This is a genomic window from Nitrosomonadales bacterium (assembly GCA_016716325.1).
Classification (GTDB): Bacteria; Pseudomonadota; Gammaproteobacteria; order Burkholderiales; family Gallionellaceae; genus Gallionella.
Map to the genome: position 1 here is coordinate 651,172 of JADJWO010000001.1, position 18,080 is coordinate 669,251.

General features: G+C 58.9%; 13 protein-coding genes and 1 pseudogene. 1 reads left to right on the plus strand and 13 read right to left on the minus strand.

The window, feature by feature from the left end; all coding sequences use genetic code 11:
- Positions 1 to 34 precede the first annotated feature (34 nt).
- The 4 genes from IPM27_02985 to IPM27_03000 form a co-directional block, all read right to left on the minus strand.
- Complete coding sequence (locus IPM27_02985) at positions 35 to 1,675, minus strand: hypothetical protein (protein MBK9160525.1); 1,641 nt, start codon at positions 1,673 to 1,675, stop codon at positions 35 to 37.
- Between the two features lie 12 nt (positions 1,676 to 1,687).
- On the minus strand, positions 1,688 to 2,890 hold the full coding sequence (locus tag IPM27_02990) for an acetyl-CoA C-acyltransferase (GenBank protein MBK9160526.1): 1,203 nt from the start codon (positions 2,888 to 2,890) through the stop codon (positions 1,688 to 1,690).
- Between the two features lie 139 nt (positions 2,891 to 3,029).
- The gene (locus IPM27_02995) at positions 3,030 to 3,860 is read right to left on the minus strand and encodes a cadmium carbonic anhydrase (GenBank protein ID MBK9160527.1); all 831 of its coding nucleotides are present in this window, start codon (positions 3,858 to 3,860) and stop codon (positions 3,030 to 3,032) included.
- Between the two features lie 314 nt (positions 3,861 to 4,174).
- Positions 4,175 to 4,726, minus strand: a complete 552-nt coding sequence (locus IPM27_03000; protein MBK9160528.1) for a hypothetical protein — start codon at positions 4,724 to 4,726, stop codon at positions 4,175 to 4,177.
- Positions 4,727 to 4,800: 74 nt separating this feature from the next.
- Here IPM27_03000 and IPM27_03005 point away from each other — a divergent pair.
- Positions 4,801 to 5,850, plus strand: a pseudogene (locus IPM27_03005) (NAD(P)(+) transhydrogenase (Re/Si-specific) subunit beta).
- A 129-nt stretch (positions 5,851 to 5,979) separates the two neighbouring features.
- Here the strand turns inward: IPM27_03005 and IPM27_03010 are convergent.
- The 9 genes from IPM27_03010 to IPM27_03050 all read right to left on the minus strand — a co-directional run bounded on the left by IPM27_03010 (position 5,980) and on the right by IPM27_03050 (position 17,995).
- Entirely contained in the window at positions 5,980 to 6,933 is a 954-nt protein-coding gene (locus tag IPM27_03010; protein MBK9160529.1) for a hypothetical protein, read from the minus strand.
- A 638-nt stretch (positions 6,934 to 7,571) separates the two neighbouring features.
- Positions 7,572 to 7,991 (minus strand): type II toxin-antitoxin system VapC family toxin, encoded by a 420-nt coding sequence (locus IPM27_03015; GenBank protein MBK9160530.1) that lies wholly within the window; start codon positions 7,989 to 7,991, stop codon positions 7,572 to 7,574.
- Positions 7,988 to 8,230: a type II toxin-antitoxin system prevent-host-death family antitoxin gene (locus tag IPM27_03020; protein MBK9160531.1), complete on the minus strand. Its 243-nt coding sequence runs from the start codon at positions 8,228 to 8,230 to the stop codon at positions 7,988 to 7,990. Before IPM27_03020 ends, IPM27_03015 begins: the two co-directional genes overlap by 4 nt.
- Before the next feature lie 195 nt (positions 8,231 to 8,425).
- The gene (locus tag IPM27_03025; GenBank protein MBK9160532.1) at positions 8,426 to 10,834 is read right to left on the minus strand and encodes a 3-hydroxyacyl-CoA dehydrogenase/enoyl-CoA hydratase family protein; all 2,409 of its coding nucleotides are present in this window, start codon (positions 10,832 to 10,834) and stop codon (positions 8,426 to 8,428) included.
- A 275-nt stretch (positions 10,835 to 11,109) separates the two neighbouring features.
- Positions 11,110 to 12,429, minus strand: coding sequence for an outer membrane protein transport protein (locus IPM27_03030; GenBank protein ID MBK9160533.1), 1,320 nt, complete (start codon positions 12,427 to 12,429; stop codon positions 11,110 to 11,112).
- Between the two features lie 90 nt (positions 12,430 to 12,519).
- Positions 12,520 to 12,927, minus strand: coding sequence for an acyl-CoA thioesterase (locus tag IPM27_03035; protein ID MBK9160534.1), 408 nt, complete (start codon positions 12,925 to 12,927; stop codon positions 12,520 to 12,522).
- A 2-nt stretch (positions 12,928 to 12,929) separates the two neighbouring features.
- Complete coding sequence (locus IPM27_03040) at positions 12,930 to 14,729, minus strand: long-chain fatty acid--CoA ligase (protein ID MBK9160535.1); 1,800 nt, start codon at positions 14,727 to 14,729, stop codon at positions 12,930 to 12,932.
- Between the two features lie 12 nt (positions 14,730 to 14,741).
- Positions 14,742 to 15,563, minus strand: coding sequence for an NAD(P)-dependent oxidoreductase (locus IPM27_03045; GenBank protein MBK9160536.1), 822 nt, complete (start codon positions 15,561 to 15,563; stop codon positions 14,742 to 14,744).
- Positions 15,560 to 17,995 carry an acyl-CoA dehydrogenase gene (locus tag IPM27_03050; protein MBK9160537.1) on the minus strand — a complete coding sequence of 812 codons (2,436 nt, stop codon included), beginning with the start codon at positions 17,993 to 17,995 and terminating at the stop codon, positions 15,560 to 15,562. Before IPM27_03050 ends, IPM27_03045 begins: the two co-directional genes overlap by 4 nt.
- Between the last annotated feature and the right edge of the window lie 85 nt (positions 17,996 to 18,080).

Genomic DNA, 18,080 nt, shown 5'->3' on the forward strand with positions numbered 1-18,080 from the left:
TCGATCACAAACCAATCCTAATCCAGCAGAACTATTACTTTGCTGAAATACCGTTATCAACAGCACTTGCCTGCTGTGTAATTGATGTTTGGCTTGAAGCCTGGCCATCAGTTTTCGCCCATGCAGCGGGATACTGCATTTTCAAGCCCAGCGCCCGACGAATAAATTCACTGGTATCGAAATATCCGCTAGGCATATCCCCGCAGAATTTCCCATCTCTGCGAGAAATAAAATAGGTTGTACTTGCAATTGTTTCTTTCGCTTCAAGATCAACGATGCTGACCTCAGCACCACCAACTTTTAGTCTCGGATCAATATCCTTCACCATATCAGTCACAAACACGGCATATTTACTGGTAAACGCATCACCATATTCCCACTTGCGTCCGTCCACAAAAGAGTATTTCTTGAACTTTCCTGCCTGCCTGCCATATTGATTCTTCGTCTCGAAGAACAACAGCCAGCCACTGTTAACCAGCGGTTCGCCCAGAATACCACCGCCACCATCTGATAGAACTCCACTCTTCACGCCAAACCTAGTGCTCCAATCGTTGTCCAAATAAAGGCTTTTTACCTCACCAACAGGTTCCTGAGGTAAAACCTCACCGGCCAAAACACACTTTTCCTTAAAAACTTTTCTGGCTTCCCGCGCCAAGCGAAATGCCCCATCTTCTGCCAGAAAGAACGAAGCGGCATAACCGAGCGGTACCATACAAAAAATAAAAATCATTACCGTTTCAAAAACTTTGAAACCAGCGGCCTTCCAATTCTCAGCTTTTGCTTGAAACGCCCTGACCATCAGCCATACCAAGCCGACAGACATCAGCCCTCTAGCTGGCAATACCACGATTGGTGCAAATTGCATTACAACAAACGATGCTCCTCCCCCTTGCACAGCGGAAGCCAGTACTCGCGCGGAGACGTACAGGACAAAAAGCAAGTTACCCAGCCCGATCAAAACTTGGATAGCTATGGTTGGACGAAGCCACTTCGCTACTCTGGTTAACCGAAATACCAAATAAATCAGGACCGCAGGAATCCAGTAATTAGATAGAACATTAAACAAGTGCCCCTGATACGGTGGGATGCTTCTTAACAGCGGCTCACTAAGCAACCAGACAAGAACTTTTCCGCCAATACTGAATTGTGCAGAAATGGCAAATGCCAATGCCAAGGATATATTCGCCAACCCGAGGCCATTTACCGTAACGTTTTGTTCAGCTTGAGTTTCCGCAGCAGAGGAGAAAAAAAACTCTCTCGTTTTTGCATGAAGTAAAAAACGAAGGAAGGCAAGCAGCAGAAATATCTCAAACCCTGTTGTAGCCAATATTTTCCAGTATGAATTGGAGAATGCAGTGACAAAAGGGCTTGCAGAAGCATCGTCCATTCGGAAGTAGATTGAAATAAAAGTGATCAAGCTGCTCACATCAATTAAAAGCTTGATAACCGCCAATGCAATTCCAAATTGCCATCCCCATAATCGCTGTTTCCAAAGGCCCCAACTCGCGGTGGCACATACGATTAGCGTTACTGCAATATTGATTCCCCCTGGGCCGAATAACAGGTATTTAATAGGCTGAGTTGATTTGGCAACTGACCAAAAAAAAATCGTCGAGCTAATCAGGAAGTAAGCCAGCAGAATGATGCTGGCAATCGTTGCACGATTACGGGTCATATTATTACTCCGCTATGACAACGCCTCAAAGATTCCTGCCGCGCCCATCCCGGTGCCGATGCACATCGTCACCATGCCGTATTTCTGCTTGCGGCGGCGCAGGCCGTGCAACAGCGTCGCGGTGCGGATCGCGCCGGTCGCACCGAGCGGATGGCCGAGCGCGATGGCACCGCCGAGCGGGTTGACGATGGCCGGGTCGAGCCCGACATCGTTGATCACCGCCAGCGACTGTGCGGCGAACGCTTCGTTCAGTTCGATCCAGCTCATGTCGCTCAGCGACAGCCCGACTTGTTTCAGCACGCGGGGGATCGCCTCCTTCGGGCCGATGCCCATGATCTCAGGCGGCACGCCCGCCACGCTGAAACCGTGGAACTTGCCGATGGGGGTCAGGTTGTAGCGCTTCAGCGCGGATTCGGAACACAGCAGCACCGCGCCCGCACCGTCCGACATCTGCGAACTGTTGCCCGCCGTCACCGTGCCCTTCTGCGCGAACACCGTCCTCAGTTTCGCCAGTGCCTCCAGCGAGGTATCCGCGCGCGGCCCCTCGTCCCGCGCCACCTCGCGCGATTGCACCCGCACCTCGCGGCTGTCCATGTCGAACGAGTTTTCGCTGATCGTGTACGGCGAGATCTCGTCGGCGAACTCGCCGCTGTCGATCGCCGCGATGGCGCGCTGGTGGCTCTGCAACGCGAAGGCATCCTGCGCCTCGCGGCTGACCTTCCAGCGCTCCGCCACCTTCTCCGCCGTCAGCCCCATGCCGTAGGCGATGCCGTAGCGCTCGTCCTGCTCGAAGATCGCCGGGTTGAACGCCACCTTGTTGCCCATCATCGGCACCATGCTCATGCTCTCGGTGCCCGCCGCGATCATCACCTCCGCCTCGCCGAGACGGATGCGGTCCGCCGCCAGCGCCACGGCCTGCACGCCGGAAGAACAGAAACGGTTCACCGTCATGCCCGGCACGCTGTCCGGCAGCCCGGCCAGCAACAATCCGATGCGCGCCACGTTCATCCCCTGCTCCGCCTCCGGCATCGCGCAGCCTACGATGACATCTACTATTTGAGCCGGATCGAGCGACGGCGCCTGCGCCAGCACACTTTTCAGCACATGCGAAAGCAGGTCATCGGGACGGGTATTGCGGAACATACCGCGCGGCGCCTTGCCCACCGGAGTGCGCGTCGCGGCGACGATATAGGCTTCCTGGACTTGTCTGCTCATGGCTCGCTCCTTCGGGTGAAGTTGGCTGGCGGGATGTGGCTGCATCATACGTCAGCACATCGCGGCGGTAAATCGCACGCCACAAAACAAAATGCCCCTTCCGCTTGCACGGAAGGGGCACCTGTTAAAGCGGGAAATCCTACTTGATCTCGGACAACAGCGACGGAGTCTTCACCAATTGGCGCACGCCATGCGCGTGATCTTCTTCATACTTGTTGCCCTTGCACCATTCGCCGACAGTACTGATGTTCACCTTGGCACACTGGGGACGCACGCTCCAGGTCACCTGATACTCGGAACAGGCTGCCTCGTTGTACTTCGGGCCCGTGGTGGAGCCGATGAACTCGACCGGCTTGCCGGTATCGGCCGGCAGCGCAGCAGCAGACTGGATCTGGTTGAAATCCAGGCCGCCTTCGGCCACCAGCGTGAACACCTGAGTCTCTACACGAAGCTCCGGGTTCGCGCACTTGGCGGAAACACAGGAGCCAAGCCCCTTGCCACCCGGCACGTCGCAGGTGGTGTGCACATAGTGAACCTCGATGGTGTCGCCCGGCTTCAGGTCGCCGTGCGCGCTCTTGCACACGCCATCGCCATTCCATGCCATCTCTTCCTTGCTCAGTTTCTTGCTGATGTTGCACTGATATCCGCTGCCATAGCCTTCATGGCCGTCACCGGCGTAGATCGAGAAGTCCTTGGACTTGTGCTCGGCGTTCTCGTGGAAATGGATGTTGCACAGATGCATGTCGGCCGCGGCAGGCGCCATCTTGACGGTCACCTTGTTCTCGCCACCCTTGCTGTCGATGTCGCGCGGGGTCTGCGGGCCGAAACCGGTGCACAATTCGACTGGTGCAGCCGCGTGGGCATCATGTCCTCCATGCGTGTCATGGCCGTGATCACCGGCGAATGCGCTACCTGAAGCCAGCCCCAAAGCCAGCGCTGCAACTACATAACTCTCCCTGAGCTTTTTCATTTGAATCTCACCCTTATGTGTTCGTTGGAAAAATTACAGCTTGTTATAGTGAATACCGGGCAGCACAACGGACGTTGCCAACCCTGTCTGCCGATACAGGGGCGGAATTCTATAAGCAAACTCCGGAATCGTGTTGGATATTAGAGATAGCTAACCTAATCCACACTGACGGAGATGCGGGGGGGGGCGCCCATGCGATTGATGTTGTTGGGAAATTTTTAATGGGCTCTAACCCCGTTTCACTCCGCCTGACCTACAGGTCTATTCCGATGCTGACCCCATATCACTGCGGACCCCATATCACTGCGGAAACATCATATCGGTCGTCTGGACTCATTTTTCAAAGCCCTCATCGCTTCAATCCGCACAATTGGCGCGCCAAGCGCGGCAAGCACACGTTCATAAGGAATCTGCAATTTACCGTCAACACCAACAATATGATCGACTAGTCTCGCGTTGATTTCCCCAAGCGACGAACCATCTTCCACCATGTACTCCACCTGCCACGCGTAATCCTTCAAATTGGCCTGAAGGCTAAGACGGTTGGCATACGGGGTGGTCGCCGTAATCGTCAGCGGTTGCATGGCATCGCACTCGCGCCGCGCCACATCGGGCGACACACCAATAAATAGCAACTGCACAAACAAGGCATCCGCCAACCGCTGCGGTAATGTGGCATAAGGCGCGGCTTCCATCGCCAATGCAAAGCGCTCATGCTCGCTCACAGCCAATACCAACTTCACCGGGCGCACATGCAACAGATTCAGCGACCAATCACCCAACACATTGCGCCCTGGCAATGGCGGAGCGGACGGCTTCACTCTCATTGCGGTCAGCAGTTTCTGCGTACAGCGTAATGCGGTCATAAGAAGGCTATCTGTTTATGAATTTGATGCTGCTCAAGCATTGCCAAGAAAAACAATTCGAACCTGACCCCATATCACTCGAGCTTGAGATCTACATCGGAATCTATATCGGTGCGGTGACCTTCTCCGGCTCCATCATTGCCTTCGGCAAGCTGTCGGGCAAGATCGGCGGCAAGCCCATGTTGCTGCCGGCACGCCACTGGCTCAACTTCGCCGGCGCACTGCTGGTGATCTATTTTGCCTACGACTTCATGCACGGGGAAACGGTCGGAGACGGAACCCTGGCGCTCGTGGTGATGACCACCATCGGCCTGCTGTTCGGCATCCACATGGTGATGGCCATCGGCGGCGCCGACATGCCGGTGGTAGTGTCCATGCTCAACAGCTACTCCGGTTGGGCCGCCGCCGCAACGGGTTTCATGCTCTCGAACGACCTGCTGATCGTCGTTGGCGCGCTGGTGGGATCGAGCGGCGCAATCCTGTCCTACATCATGTGCCGCGCGATGAACCGCAACTTCATCAGCGTCATCGCGGGCGGATTCGGCACCGGTGGCGGCAAGCCGGCCAAGGCCGACGGCGATGCGCAACCGGCGGGTGAAGTGGTGCCCATCAGTGCGGCCGAGACGGCAGAACTGCTCGGCTCCGCCAAGAGCGTGATCATCGTGCCGGGCTATGGCATGGCAGTGGCACAGGCACAGCACACGGTCTATGAGATCACGCAACTGTTGCGCGAGAAGGGCGTCAACGTGCGCTTCGGCATCCACCCGGTTGCCGGCCGCATGCCCGGCCACATGAACGTATTGCTGGCCGAAGCCAAGGTGCCTTACGACATCGTGATGGAAATGGACGAACTCAATGCGGATTTCCCGGATACCGATGTCTCCATCGTGATCGGCGCCAACGACATCGTGAACCCGGCAGCGCAGGAAGACCCCACCAGCCCCATCGCCGGCATGCCGGTGCTGGAAGTCTGGAAAGCCAAGACCTCCATCGTGATGAAGCGCAGCATGGCCACGGGCTACGCCGGCGTGGACAATCCGCTGTTCTACAAGGAGAACAACCGCATGCTGTTCGGCGATGCCAAGAAGATGCTGGAAGAAGTTTTCGTTGCGCTGAAAGCATGACCGCGCGGGGTACGCCCCGATTCGGATCAGGAACGCAATGGTAGAAATTAAAAAGAGCCGCTCTCGCGGCTCTTTTTAATTTGTGGCAGAAGCGAAGGGCCGCTATCGGCTCATTGCAGAATCACCTCATTAATAATGCCTAACACGGATGGTGTTTTCTTGAGCAGCCTCACAACAAGGGGAGAGTGGAATATCGAAAAATTCACCATTGTCAGTTGAGCTTTCAACTCTGATATCTTTAAATTCAATTCTCATTGAACCAGAACCACACACGAATTCCATCGTAACCTGTTGGCCGGGAGTGAGCGTTGTAAAGTAGCTCTGGATTGTGCTTGATGGGGTGTTATCCGCAGTTGGCCATGGTTCAGGGCGATATACATATCTTGTTGCGCCAGTTTCGTTCACAAAAGTGTAAATCGCGCCTTTTTGCCCGCCATGGCCGTGAGGGCAGAGTCTGTTATATCCGACAAGACCTGCATCTCGTATTTGTGCGCAAGTCCGAAGGCAAGCTTGTCTTTCAGTGAATATTGGTTGAGCTTGCGCATTGCAAGCATCGGCAGCGGCACGTTCTGCATTACAGGCCTCTCGGTAAGTTTCCGAACATTGGGACTGACAACTGTTTAGATGTGCATCTGCTTCATCTAGGCATAAGCGCTTTTCCTGACGAGCATTCTTCTTGCAGTCGCGTTTATCCTGTCTGGCATTTTTTTTGCAGTCCCTTTTTGCTTGGCCAGTCAAATCTCTGCATTCGTCTATCGCTTCGCTTTTATCCTCTTTGCAAGCACGTGCTTCCATCTTCTTGGTGTCTTTGCATTCATTTCTTTCCGCATCAAATGCAGATTTACAATTCGAATTGCATCTGTTGTACATGCCAAGGGCAGTTGATCTGCAAGTTGCCAATCGGTCTCGGGTGCCATAGTAATCGCAGCTCAAAGCATCAAGACTGCTTTGAGCTGTAGTTTCGCAGTTGCTTGTGCATACATCGTACTGCTCCAGAACTGCATCATAGTGGTCAGCATAAACATACGAGTGGCAACAGAAAGTAAGAAAACATGCAGATAAAAACAAAGATATGGTTTTCATTGGGATTCCCTAAAAAAATTTTAAACTTCCCGATTCCATCGGATTGAATTACCGAAGGATAGGGGCACACTTCTTTATTGGGTAATGCACCTTCTTTCAATTCATCGTGTCTGCTATCTCTAATGACATCTACTAGGATAGGTGGACGAAAGCATTAAATCATATTCACGACATCCGCCATATATATCGAAATATCTATGCAATTCGGTCTAGTCTCATGCCTATATTTCGGCTTGATCAGGTTGGCGCGGGCATCTGCCGGGCGACAGGCGCTTGCCAGGGCACTCAGTTTCAAGGGCTCGCTGCAACTGTTGCTCGCGTTCCAGCAGCAACTACGTTGGACCGGAAGGAAATCGGTTACCCTGATGAGCGCGCATCTGTTGGGCGCTATCGGCCTGATGGTGTTGCCGATCCGGCCCGGACGAGTCGAACCCGTCGAGTACAGAGTGTTGCACCACCCCGAAACCTCTAGTTATGGGTGGCACTGATTCGGGGAGGTTTACACCGACATCCCATTCATTCGTGCCCCACACCCTCAATATCTATTTTTCCCTGCCCCCAACCCGCTCCATAACACGGGATAAAGGGTCAGCATCGCAATAGTTCCTGCACTTTATAAACCAATGCTCCTCACCCGCTCACAAAAATTTCTTCACTCCCGCCTTCTTCGCCGCCTTCTGCAAATCCTCGTCAAGCGTAGCCAGCGGCAAACCCAACCTCAATGACAACTCCAGATAGGAAGCATCGTAAGCGGACAGTTTGTAGCGCCGCGCCAGTTGCAGGGTGTGGGACAGGGCATGCGCAAACGTGGCTGCATCCACTTCGATGTCCACGCCTTCCAGCATTTCAAGGAATGCCTCGCTGCGCGCTTCGGTCACCCAGCCTTTTGCTTCCGCCTTGGCAATGACGTTCGCCACTTCCAGACCCCAGGTCGCAGGCACGATGGCGATGGTGCTTTTCATCGCGTCCAGCACTTTTCCGGCATAGGCGAGTTCCTGCGGTTTTCCGTCTCCGAAGAACCAGCGCATGGTTACCGAGTTGTCGAGGACGAAATTCACGCGCGCCCTTCCTCGATGAGTTCCTTGATGTTCACGCCGCGCACCGGGTCAGATCGCATGAATGCCTTGAGCCTTTCCGCCGCCGCAACCTTGTCTTTTTCTTTCGCCCCCAAGCTGGGCACCAAGTCGGCAACCGCCTCCCCGCGATTGGTGATGGTGAAACTCTTGCCGCTTTTCACCTGCCTCAGCAATTCCGGCAGCTTGGTTTTCGCCTCGTAAGAACCGATCTCGATTTTCATGTCATTCCCTCAATACACGTTCACGTGTAGACCAGCATATAGACCAGTCCGTTAAAAATCAAGTTCGCCTTGAAAAACGTAGCGCGAGATGGCAGAACAAGGCGCGAGATGGCGAAAAAGCGGAATTTACACAGAAGTAAATGAGCATTTTGAGCCATTGAGCAACGCGGTTATGTCGAGCGCAGTAGTTTTTCATTAGTTCCGCAACGGCTTGCCGTTCTTCAACATGTGTTCAATACGTGCTTGAGTTTTCTCCGTAGCGAGCAGTTCCATGAAGTTCCTGCGCTCCAGATCAAGCAGCCATTGCTCGTCCACCATACTGCCCGCATCCACATCGCCGCCGCATAGCGTGTCCGCGACGCGGCAGCCGATGTTGTAGTCGTGTTCGGAGATGAAGCCGCCTTCCAGCATGTTGACCATCGCGGCCTTGAGGGTGGCGATGCCGGTGCGTCCCGCCACGGCGATCTGGCGCGGGTGCAGCGGCGGGCGGTAGGCGGTGGCGTTGAGCGCCTTGGCTTCTTCCTTGGCGATGTGCAGCAGTTCGAATCTGTTCATCACGATGCGGTCCGACTGCCGCAGGTAGCCCATCTCGCGTGCCAGTTCGGCGCTCTTGGCGACTTCGCCCATGGCGATCTGCTGGAAGTAGCGGCGCACGAAGGGGAAGATGTCCACGCGGTTGTCGTTGGCGAAGCGTTGCGCTTCCTGCGCGGCGCGTTGCGCCATCTCCTTGCAGCCGCCACCGGCGGGCAGCACGCCGACGCCGACCTCGACCAGTCCGATGTAACTCTCCAGTGTGGCGACGATGCGTGAACAGTGGATGGAGAATTCGCAGCCTCCGCCAAGCGCGAGGCCGTCCACCGCCGCGATGGTGGGAATCTGCGCATATTTCAAACGCATCGATGTCTGCTGGAACTTGGCAACGACTTCTTCCACCTTGGGCACGTTGCCGGTGGCGGCATTGAACAGCTCGCCCATGCCGCCGCCGCCCGCTGCGGTGTATTTGACGCGGTTCACCGCGCCCTTGAGTTTGCCGAACAGGCCGGTGTCCGGCGTCTCCTGCACGCCCTGCATCAGTTGCAGCAGGTTGGCCCCGACGGAAAACGGCGGCTCGGTCTGCCACAGGATGAGCGCAGAGAAATGCTGCTCGGCCTCGTCCACCGCGCGCAACACGCCGTCCAGCACTTCGTTGCTGACGGTGTGCATCTTGGTCTTGAAGTTGAGGATGGCGATGTCGTCACCGGTGTGCCACATACGCACGTCGTCGGTCTCGAACACGGTCTCGCCGTAGTGCCGCTCTTCACCGAGCAGGTGGTCGGGGAACAACTGCCGGCGGTACACCGCCAGTTGTGAGCGCTGATGATAGCTGCCCGTACCGGGCGAATACGCGCCCAGCGCGGTGTGCACCGCAGTGCGCGTCGAGTCGCTGGCCCAGTGCGGCATGGGCGTGTCGGACATGGTTTTGCCTGCGGCGATGTCCTCGTTGATCCACCCTGCGACTTGCTGCCATCCCGCCGCCTGCCAGATCTCGAACGGCCCGGCATCCCAGCCGAAACCCCAGCGCACTGCGAAGTCGAGGTCGCGCGCGTTGTCGGCGATCACGCCGAGATGCAGCGCGCAGTAATGGAACACGTCGCGGAACACCGCCCACAGGAACTGTGCCTGAGGATGGGCGCTGGCATGCAACCCGGCGAGCTTCTTCGCCCAGTCGCGCTCGCGCAATATCGCTTTCACGCCCTCGTCCACCTTGGCGTCGGACAGGCGGTACTGTTTAGTGTGCAGGTCGAGGACGTGGATCTCCTTGCCGATCTTCTGGTAGATGCCGCGTCTGGTCTTCTGCCCGAGCGCGCCCTGATCGACCAGATAGGCGAACCAGCCCGGCAGTTCGTAATGCTTGTGCCACGGGTCGTCGGTGAGGTTCTTGCGCATGGTATCCACCACATGCGCGAACACGTCGAGTCCGACGATGTCCAGCGTGCGGAAGGTCGCGCTCCTGGGACGCCCCAGATAGCGCCCGGTCAGCGCGTCCACCAGGTCGAACCCAAGGTCGAACGCGGCCGCGTGGTGTTTGGTGGCGAGCATCGAGAACACGCCGATGCGGTTGGCGATGAAGTTGGGCGTGTCCTTGGCGCGCACCACGCCCTTGCCCAGCGTGGAGACGAGGAAGGCTTCCAGCTCGTCGAGCAGCGAAGCTTCGGTTGCGGCACACGGGATCAACTCGACCAGATGCATGTAGCGCGGCGGGTTGAAGAAGTGGATGCCGCAGAAGCGATGGCGCAACTGTTCGGGAAAGGCTTCGGCCAGTGTGTCGATGGAAAGCCCGGAGGTGTTGCTGGCGAAGATGGCGCGTTCGTTCACATAGGGCGCGACCTTGCGGTACAGGTCGGATTTCCAGTCGATGCGTTCGGCGATGGCCTCGATGACAAGGTCGCACTCGCGCAACCGCTCCAGATGTTGCTCGTAGTTGGCCGGCTGGATATAGCTCACGCGCGCCGGGGAAGAGATGGGCGCAGGATCGAGCTTCTTCAGGTTATCCAGCGCCTTGTTCACGTTGCCATTTAACGAAACCTCGCGCAGCGGAACCGCGTCCCTCTCTCCCGCAGGGATTGAGGATTGCCTTTCTCGTTCGCCTCCTCTCCCGCTTGCGGGAGAGGATTGAGGAGAGGACCTCGGAAGAGAGTCAGGAGAGAGGGCTGGGGCACCCTCTTTCGCGGGCAGTTCGAACAGCAGCGTCTCGACATTGGCATTGACCAGGTGCGCGGCGATCTGCGCGCCCATCACGCCCGCGCCAAGTACGGCGACCTTGCGGATCTGCAGTGTCTTTACCATGACATTCTCCAAACAAAAAGGGAAGACTCTCGCCTTCCCTTTTACGCCGGGGCTTAGAACCCGTACGTATATTGCACGCTCAGGATATCTACACTGTTGCTGTAATTGCCGACCAGATTCCCCTTGCCGCCCGCAGCCTGCATATCCGCAATACTGGAATTGTTGACGAACAGGTGTGCATAGCCGAAGTCGATCGCGCTTTCCCTGCTCGGCTTGTATTGCCCGCCGAATGCCAGCCAGGTGCGATCGGAATCCGGAATGCGCGCGGTACGGAAGGCGTCGGATACCGGCGCCTGGTCATAGGCCAACCCGACACGCGCCGTCCATTGATCGTTGTAGTGATGATTCGCGCCGACCGACACGCGCCACGTATCGCGCCAGTTCTCCGGGACCGTAAGCAGGTTCGTTCCGTTCGTGCGATCGATCTTCAACTGTTGAAGGACGCTCCAGCCGGTCCAGGTCGCGTCGGCCATGATGTCCCACTTGCCGTTCAACCGGTGGAATGCGCTGGCCGAGAAGGAGTCCGGCATGTCGATCGCCAGGGAAACGTTCCCATCCGGAATGCCTGCGGCAAGCAGTGCCGGCCGATTGGTAAAGGTGACCGTGCCGGCCAGGTTGTATTTGATCTTTGAACGGTAAGCCAGGCCTATGCGGGTATCGGGATTCGGGTTGAACAGCATACCGAGGTTATATCCCCAGGCACTGTCGGTTCCCTTGATAAGGCTTTGCCCCTCCACGCCTGCGCCACCGATTGCGCCAAGCAGCGGAGCGCCTCCGGCTACGAACGCGGCCGCACTGTAGTTCACGGCGGCACTCAAATCCCCTTTGATCTGCTGATAATTCAATCCCGCACCGACGCTGAAGCTATCGTTGACCTGATAGGAGATCGAAGGATTGAGATTGATGGTCTCGAGCTTGGATTTGACCGCCTGAAAGCGCCCCATCCAGGTCGCGTCATAATTGGTCTGCAATCCGAACGGTACATTGACGCCCAGCCCGAAGCTCATCTGCGGATTCACTTCCATCGCGAAGTAGGCGTTCGGCACCAGTGCCCAATCACCCGCGTCGCCCCCCGCCCCGCCCAGGGTCGTCTGCAACAAGGCGGTAGTGGAAGCAGTGTTCGTGAATTTCGCCGAAGGACGGATCGCATGTGCCGCCACCACGATCTGCTTGCCGTCCAGGCGCGACATGCCGGCCGGGTTGAAGAAGATCGTCGAGGCATCCTCGGCACTCGCCGCGCCACCCGCAAATGCGTTGCCCATTCCGCTGGCGCTCTGCTCTATCAGCGCAAAGCCGGATGCAGCAGCACTTCCCGACATCGCCAACAATGCACTTGCCACCGACCAACCGATTACCGTTTGCTTGAACGCCATGACCGTTTCTCCCTTGTTATTTTTCGAAAAAAACCACCACAAACACACTTGCAAGATACCCGACTACAACTCCGTCGCGCGATGATGCACCTAATCCTCCGGAGGGACAACCCGCGGCTTGCGGTCATCGTTAACCGCCACATAGGTCAGCGTCGCCTCGGTCACCTTCACGCAGGTCGGCTTTTCCGGATTGCGCTGGGCATAGACCTCGACGTTCACGGTGATCGATGTGCGCCCGACCTTGACGATGTGCGTATAGAAACTCACCACGTCGCCCATGAACAGCGGTTGCTTGAAGATGAAGGAATTGACCGCCACCGTCGCCACCCTGCCGCGCGCGCGGTGCAACGCGGGGATGCTGCCGGCCACGTCCACCTGCGCCATGATCCAGCCGCCGAACACGTCACCGGTATAGCTGCAATCGGAAGGCATCGCCACCATGCGCAGGGTCGGTTCGTGTTGCGGCAACGTGGTGGTCGCGTGCTGATTCTCGTCCATGGTCAATGCCCCTCGTACAGTCCCTCGATCTGTGCGGCGAAACGTCCGGCGACTTCGGCACGCTTGACCTTCAGCGTCGGCGTCAGCAGTCCGTTCTCGATGCCCCACGGCTCGCGCATGAGCAACACGCGGTTGATCCGGGCATAGCCCGGGAAATCGCGCAGGTTGAGCGCGATGCGCTTCAGCACCTTGGCCTCGACGTTGCTGTCGGTCAATGCCTCCGGCATGTCGGCACGGATGCCGACTTCGGCGGCGAAACGTTGCCATGCGTCCTGGTTGAGCACAGCCAGCGCCACCAGATACGGGCGCGCCTCGCCGAACACCATGACCTGGTCGAACAGCGGGTCGTGCAGGATGGCGATCTCCATGTCGGTCGGCGGGATCTTTTCGCCGTTCGACATGACGATGATCTCCTTGATGCGCCCGGTGATGTAGATATGCCCGGTCTCGCTGATATGGGCGACATCGCCGGTGTTCAGCCAGCCGTCGTCACCTATCATCTCGCGCGTCGCCTCCGGCCTGTTCCAGTAGCCCATCATCACGTTCGGCCCTTTCACCTGCAACTCGCTTTGCGCGCCAAGGCGCACCTGCACGTCGCGGATCGGCGGACCGACGCTGTCCGGGAAATTGTTTTCCGGGTGGTTGCCGCTGATCACCGGACTGGTCTCGGTCAGACCGTAGCCCTGCACGATGGGCAGGCCCAGACCGACGAACACGCGCGAGACTTCCGGCGCGAGCGCGGCGCCGCCACTCATCGCGCTGCGCAGCCGCCCGCCCAGCTTGTCGAGGATCTTCTGCGCGACCAGTTTCTGCAGCAGCGGCCAGAGCAGGAAGGATGCCCGCCACGGGCCGCGCCCCTGTTCGTGCTCGAAACGCGCCCAGCCGGTATCCACCGCGAGCTGGAACAATTTACGCTTGAGCGGCGAGCCTTCCTCCAGCTTGGCGCGGATCGCGCCGTACACGCGCTCGTAGATGCGCGGCACCGAGATCAGCAGGGTCGGGCGGACGGTCTGCAGGTCTTCCGAAAGCAGCGGGATGGATCGCGCGAAAGCCACCGTGGAGCCGGTCATGACCGGCAGGTAATAGCCCAGCGTGCGCTCGAAGGTGTGCGACAGCGGCAGGAACGACAGGAACACATCGTCGCCATATACCGCGAAAGTGTCCAGGCAGGCATGCGCATTGGTCAGCATGTTGTCATGGCTCAGCATCACGCCTTTCGGTCTGCCGGTCGTGCCGGAGGTGTAGATGATGCTCGCCAGTCCGTCGCCGCCGCACGGCTGTGCAGCCTGAAACTGCGCGGCGGGCGGCAGGAATTCCGCCATCGATTTCAGGCGCGGTTCGCTGCCGTCGCGGATCGGGTCGATGCTGACCAGACGCACCACGCTGCTGAGCTGCTCGCGCACGGTACGCAGCGCCTGCCACTGTTCTGCGTTTTCGAACAGCAGCACCTTCACGCCGGCGTCGTTGATGATATAGGCCAGGTTGTCGGGCCGGTCCACGGTATACAGCGGCACCACCACCAGGCCGAGCGACATGGCTGCCTGGTCGAACATCATCCATTGCGGGCAGTTGCGCAGCATGATCGCCACGCGGTCGCCGCGCTGCAACCTGAGTCCGGACAGTGCCGACTGCCAGCGCGCCACTTCCGCGCGCATCTCGCGCCAGGTGATGTCGCGCCAGTCGTTCTGCTGGAAATATCGATAGGCGACCTTGTCCGGCGTGCGGCGCGCGCGCTCGACGAACAGGCCGTGCAGGGTACCCGCCTGTTGCGGGGTGATCACATCATCCGGTTGACTCGCCATCTCCCCTCCCTTTCATCCAAGAAACAGGTCGCCGAACAGGGTTGTGCCCGGCGATACCGCATATTGCCCGAAGTCGCTCACGCCCTCCGCGCGCAGCACGTCTTCGTCCACAAAGAAATTCCCGCTACAGGCACGGCTGTCGCGCACCAGGATCGCATGGGCGGCGTCCGCCACGATGGCCGGTTTGCGCGAAGCGCGCAGGATGGCCTCCGGAAAATTGAACTCGATCGCGGCTGTGGCGATCGTGGTGCGCGGCCACAGGCAATTGCAGGCGATCCCGTCGGGCGCGAACTCCCGCGCCATGCCCAGCATGCACATACTCATGCCGTATTTGGACATCGTGTAGGCCGGGTGCGGCGCGAACCATTTCGCATCCATGTTCAGCGGCGGCGACAGCGTCAGGATATGCGGATTGGCCGATGCTTTAAGGTACGGGATGCAGGCCTGCGACATCAGGAAGGTCGCGCGCATGTTCACGTCCCACATCAGGTCCAGACGCCGCGACGGTGTCTCCAGCGTGCCGGTCAGGTAGATCGCGCTGGCGTTGTTGACCAGCACGTCGATCCCGCCGAAGCGCTCCGCGCACTGTGTCACGGCGGACCGGATGGCCTGTTCGTCGCGCACGTCCAGCCGGATCGCCAGCGCCTCGCCGCCCGCCTGCACGACCTCTTCGGCAACGCTGTGTATCGTCCCGGGAAGCTTCGCGTGCTTCTCCTCCGTCTTGCCGGTGATCACCACCTTTGCGCCGTCGCGCGCACAGCGCAACGCGATCTCGCGGCCGATGCCGCGACTGGAGCCGGTGATGAAGACGACCTTGCCGCGCAACGCGCTCATGCGCGATTCGCCCGCAACTGTTCCGGCGCGAAGTCGTCGACCATGATGACCTTGCGGCGCAATGCATAATCGCGTTCCAGCAGCAACGCGTCGTCCACGCCGATGACACCGGTGTTGCGCGCCTCGGAGATGCGCTCCAGCTCATCCAGCGCCTTGAGCTGCCCGGCCTTGTGTGCCGCGTCAATCCTGGCCTGCAACGGTTCGCAGCGCAGCGTGCTGGCCAGCGCGGCCTCCAGCGCACCCACCGCGTCCATCTCGTCGCGCGCGACGTAGATGCCGGCAGTCAGACGGTCGCGCGCCGCGCCCGGCTGCATCAGCATCTTGCTGATCTCGTGGCCCAGTTGATCGGCAGGCGGCGACAAACGCTGTCCCAGCGGGAAGATCAGCGTGCCCAATATCCAGCGTACCGGCAGGTTCGGGAAGTTCCGGATGACCCCGTCGAATGCCTGCTGGATCCGGTACAGTGCGTCCTGCATGGACCAGTGCAACAGCGGCAGGTCTTCGGCGGGACAGCCATCATCCTTGAAACGCTTCAGCGTCGCCGAGCACAGGTACAGCAGGCTCAGCACATCGCCGAGGCGCGCGGAGATCTTCTCGCGCCGCTTCAGCGAACCGCCCAGTACCGCCATCGCCACGTCTGCGCTCAACGCGAATGCCGAAGAATAGCGCGTCAATTGCTGGAAATAACGGCGCGGCGCGGCATCGTGCGGGACCGGGATGAGGTACCCTCCGGTCAGTCCGAACAACAGGCTGCGCGACGCGTTGCACAGCACGAAGCTGACATGCCCGAACAACGCCTCGTCGAACTGCCGCAGCGCGCGCTGGCGGTCGCCGTCATGCACGGCAGCGATCTCTTTCAGCACGTAGGGATGGGAACGGATCGCGCCCTGGCCGAAGATCATCAGCGTGCGCGTCAGGATGTTCGCGCCTTCCACGGTGATGCCGATCGGCGTCTGCTGGTAAAAACGTCCGAGATAGTTCTCCGGGCCGAGGCTGATGCCCTTGCCGCCATGCACGTCCATCGCGTCGTTGATGACGATGCGGCCGCGCTCGGTGGCGTGATACTTGATGATGGCCGAGATCACCGACGGCTTCTCGCCGAGATCGACCGCCAGCGCGGTGAAGCGGCGCGCCGCGTCCACCATGTAGGTATGCGCGCCGATGCGCGCCAGCGGTTCCTCGATGCCCTCGAACCTGCCGATCGGTACCTTGAACTGTTTGCGCACGCGGGCATATGCGCCGCTGGCGCGCGCGGCCAGTTTCATGCCGCCGATGCTGCTGGCCGGCAGCGAGATCGAGCGCCCCGCCGCGAGGCATTCCATCAGCATGCGCCAACCCTGCCCGACGCGCTCCTCGCCGCCGATGACATAATCCATCGGCACGAACACGTCCCTGCCCTGCGTCGGCCCGTTCAGGAAGGCGCTGTTCAGCGGGAAGTGGCGCCGCCCGAGTTCCACGCCCGGCGTGTCGGTCGGGATCAGCGCAAGGGTGATGCCGCGCTCCGCTTCCGCCCCGATCAGGTGGTCGGGGTCATACAGTTTGAAGGCCAGACCGAGCAACGTGGCGACCGGCGCCAGGGTGATGTAGCGTTTCTCCCAGGTCAGGCGGATGCCGAGCACATCCTGCCGTCCGGCGAACTCGCCGCGGCAGACGATGCCGACATCGGGGATCGCGCCGGCATCCGAGCCGGCGAACGGCCCGGTCAGCGCGAAGCACGGCACTTCGATTCCCCTGGCGAGGCGCGGCAGGTATTTGTCCTTCTGCTCGGCGGTGCCGTAATGCATCAGCAGCTCGGCCGGCCCGAGCGAATTCGGCACCATCACCGTCACCGCCGCCGTGCCGCTGCGCGAGGCCACCTTGGTCACGACCGCCGAATTCATCTGTGCGGAAAAGTCCAGCCCGCCATATTCTTTCGGGATGATCATGCCGAAGAAACCCTTGTCCTTGATGAACTGCCAGACTTCCGGCGGCAGATCGGCGCGGTTGTGGGTGATATCCCAGTCGTCCAGCATCGCGCACAGTTGTTCGACCTCGTTGTCGAGGAAGGTCTGCTCGGCAACGCTCAACGCGCACTGAGGGAAGTCCAGCAACTTGCGCCAGTCGGGATGTCCGCTGAACAGGTCGCCGTCCCACCATACGGTGCCCGCGTTGATCGCTTCCTGTTCGGTGGCGGAGATCTGCGGCAGTATCTTGCGGAATATTTTGAGGACAGTTGCGCTGACGATGGTACGGCGCACAACGGGAATGCCGAACAGCAGGAAAAACGCCAGCAACGCTGCATATACCGTCTGCAAGGCATCGTCAGAAATGCGCGCCTGGATCGCCACGGCAAACACCGCCAGTATCATCGCCAATACCCAGCCGATGATCGAGGCGCGGAAGAACGCAAGCAAGATGAAAATCACCAGTATTGCCAGAATGGTCAACGCCATCATCCCTGCCGCCCCTTTGATTTGTTGTTTTTATTGCGCTTTGCGCGCGGCTTCACTTTAACGCGAGACTGCGGACAACACAACA

Coding starts and splice junctions, on each gene's coding strand:
- IPM27_02985 (MBK9160525.1), bottom strand. CDS start 1,675: ATGACCCGTAATCGTGCAACGATTGCCAGCATCATTCTGCTGGCTTAC.
- IPM27_02990 (MBK9160526.1), bottom strand. CDS start 2,890: ATGAGCAGACAAGTCCAGGAAGCCTATATCGTCGCCGCGACGCGCACT.
- IPM27_02995 (MBK9160527.1), bottom strand. CDS start 3,860: ATGAAAAAGCTCAGGGAGAGTTATGTAGTTGCAGCGCTGGCTTTGGGG.
- IPM27_03000 (MBK9160528.1), bottom strand. CDS start 4,726: ATGACCGCATTACGCTGTACGCAGAAACTGCTGACCGCAATGAGAGTG.
- IPM27_03010 (MBK9160529.1), bottom strand. CDS start 6,933: ATGAAAACCATATCTTTGTTTTTATCTGCATGTTTTCTTACTTTCTGT.
- IPM27_03020 (MBK9160531.1), bottom strand. CDS start 8,230: ATGAAAATCGAGATCGGTTCTTACGAGGCGAAAACCAAGCTGCCGGAA.
- IPM27_03030 (MBK9160533.1), bottom strand. CDS start 12,429: ATGGCGTTCAAGCAAACGGTAATCGGTTGGTCGGTGGCAAGTGCATTG.
- IPM27_03035 (MBK9160534.1), bottom strand. CDS start 12,927: ATGGACGAGAATCAGCACGCGACCACCACGTTGCCGCAACACGAACCG.
- IPM27_03040 (MBK9160535.1), bottom strand. CDS start 14,729: ATGGCGAGTCAACCGGATGATGTGATCACCCCGCAACAGGCGGGTACC.
- IPM27_03045 (MBK9160536.1), bottom strand. CDS start 15,563: ATGAGCGCGTTGCGCGGCAAGGTCGTCTTCATCACCGGCTCCAGTCGC.
- IPM27_03050 (MBK9160537.1), bottom strand. CDS start 17,995: ATGGCGTTGACCATTCTGGCAATACTGGTGATTTTCATCTTGCTTGCG.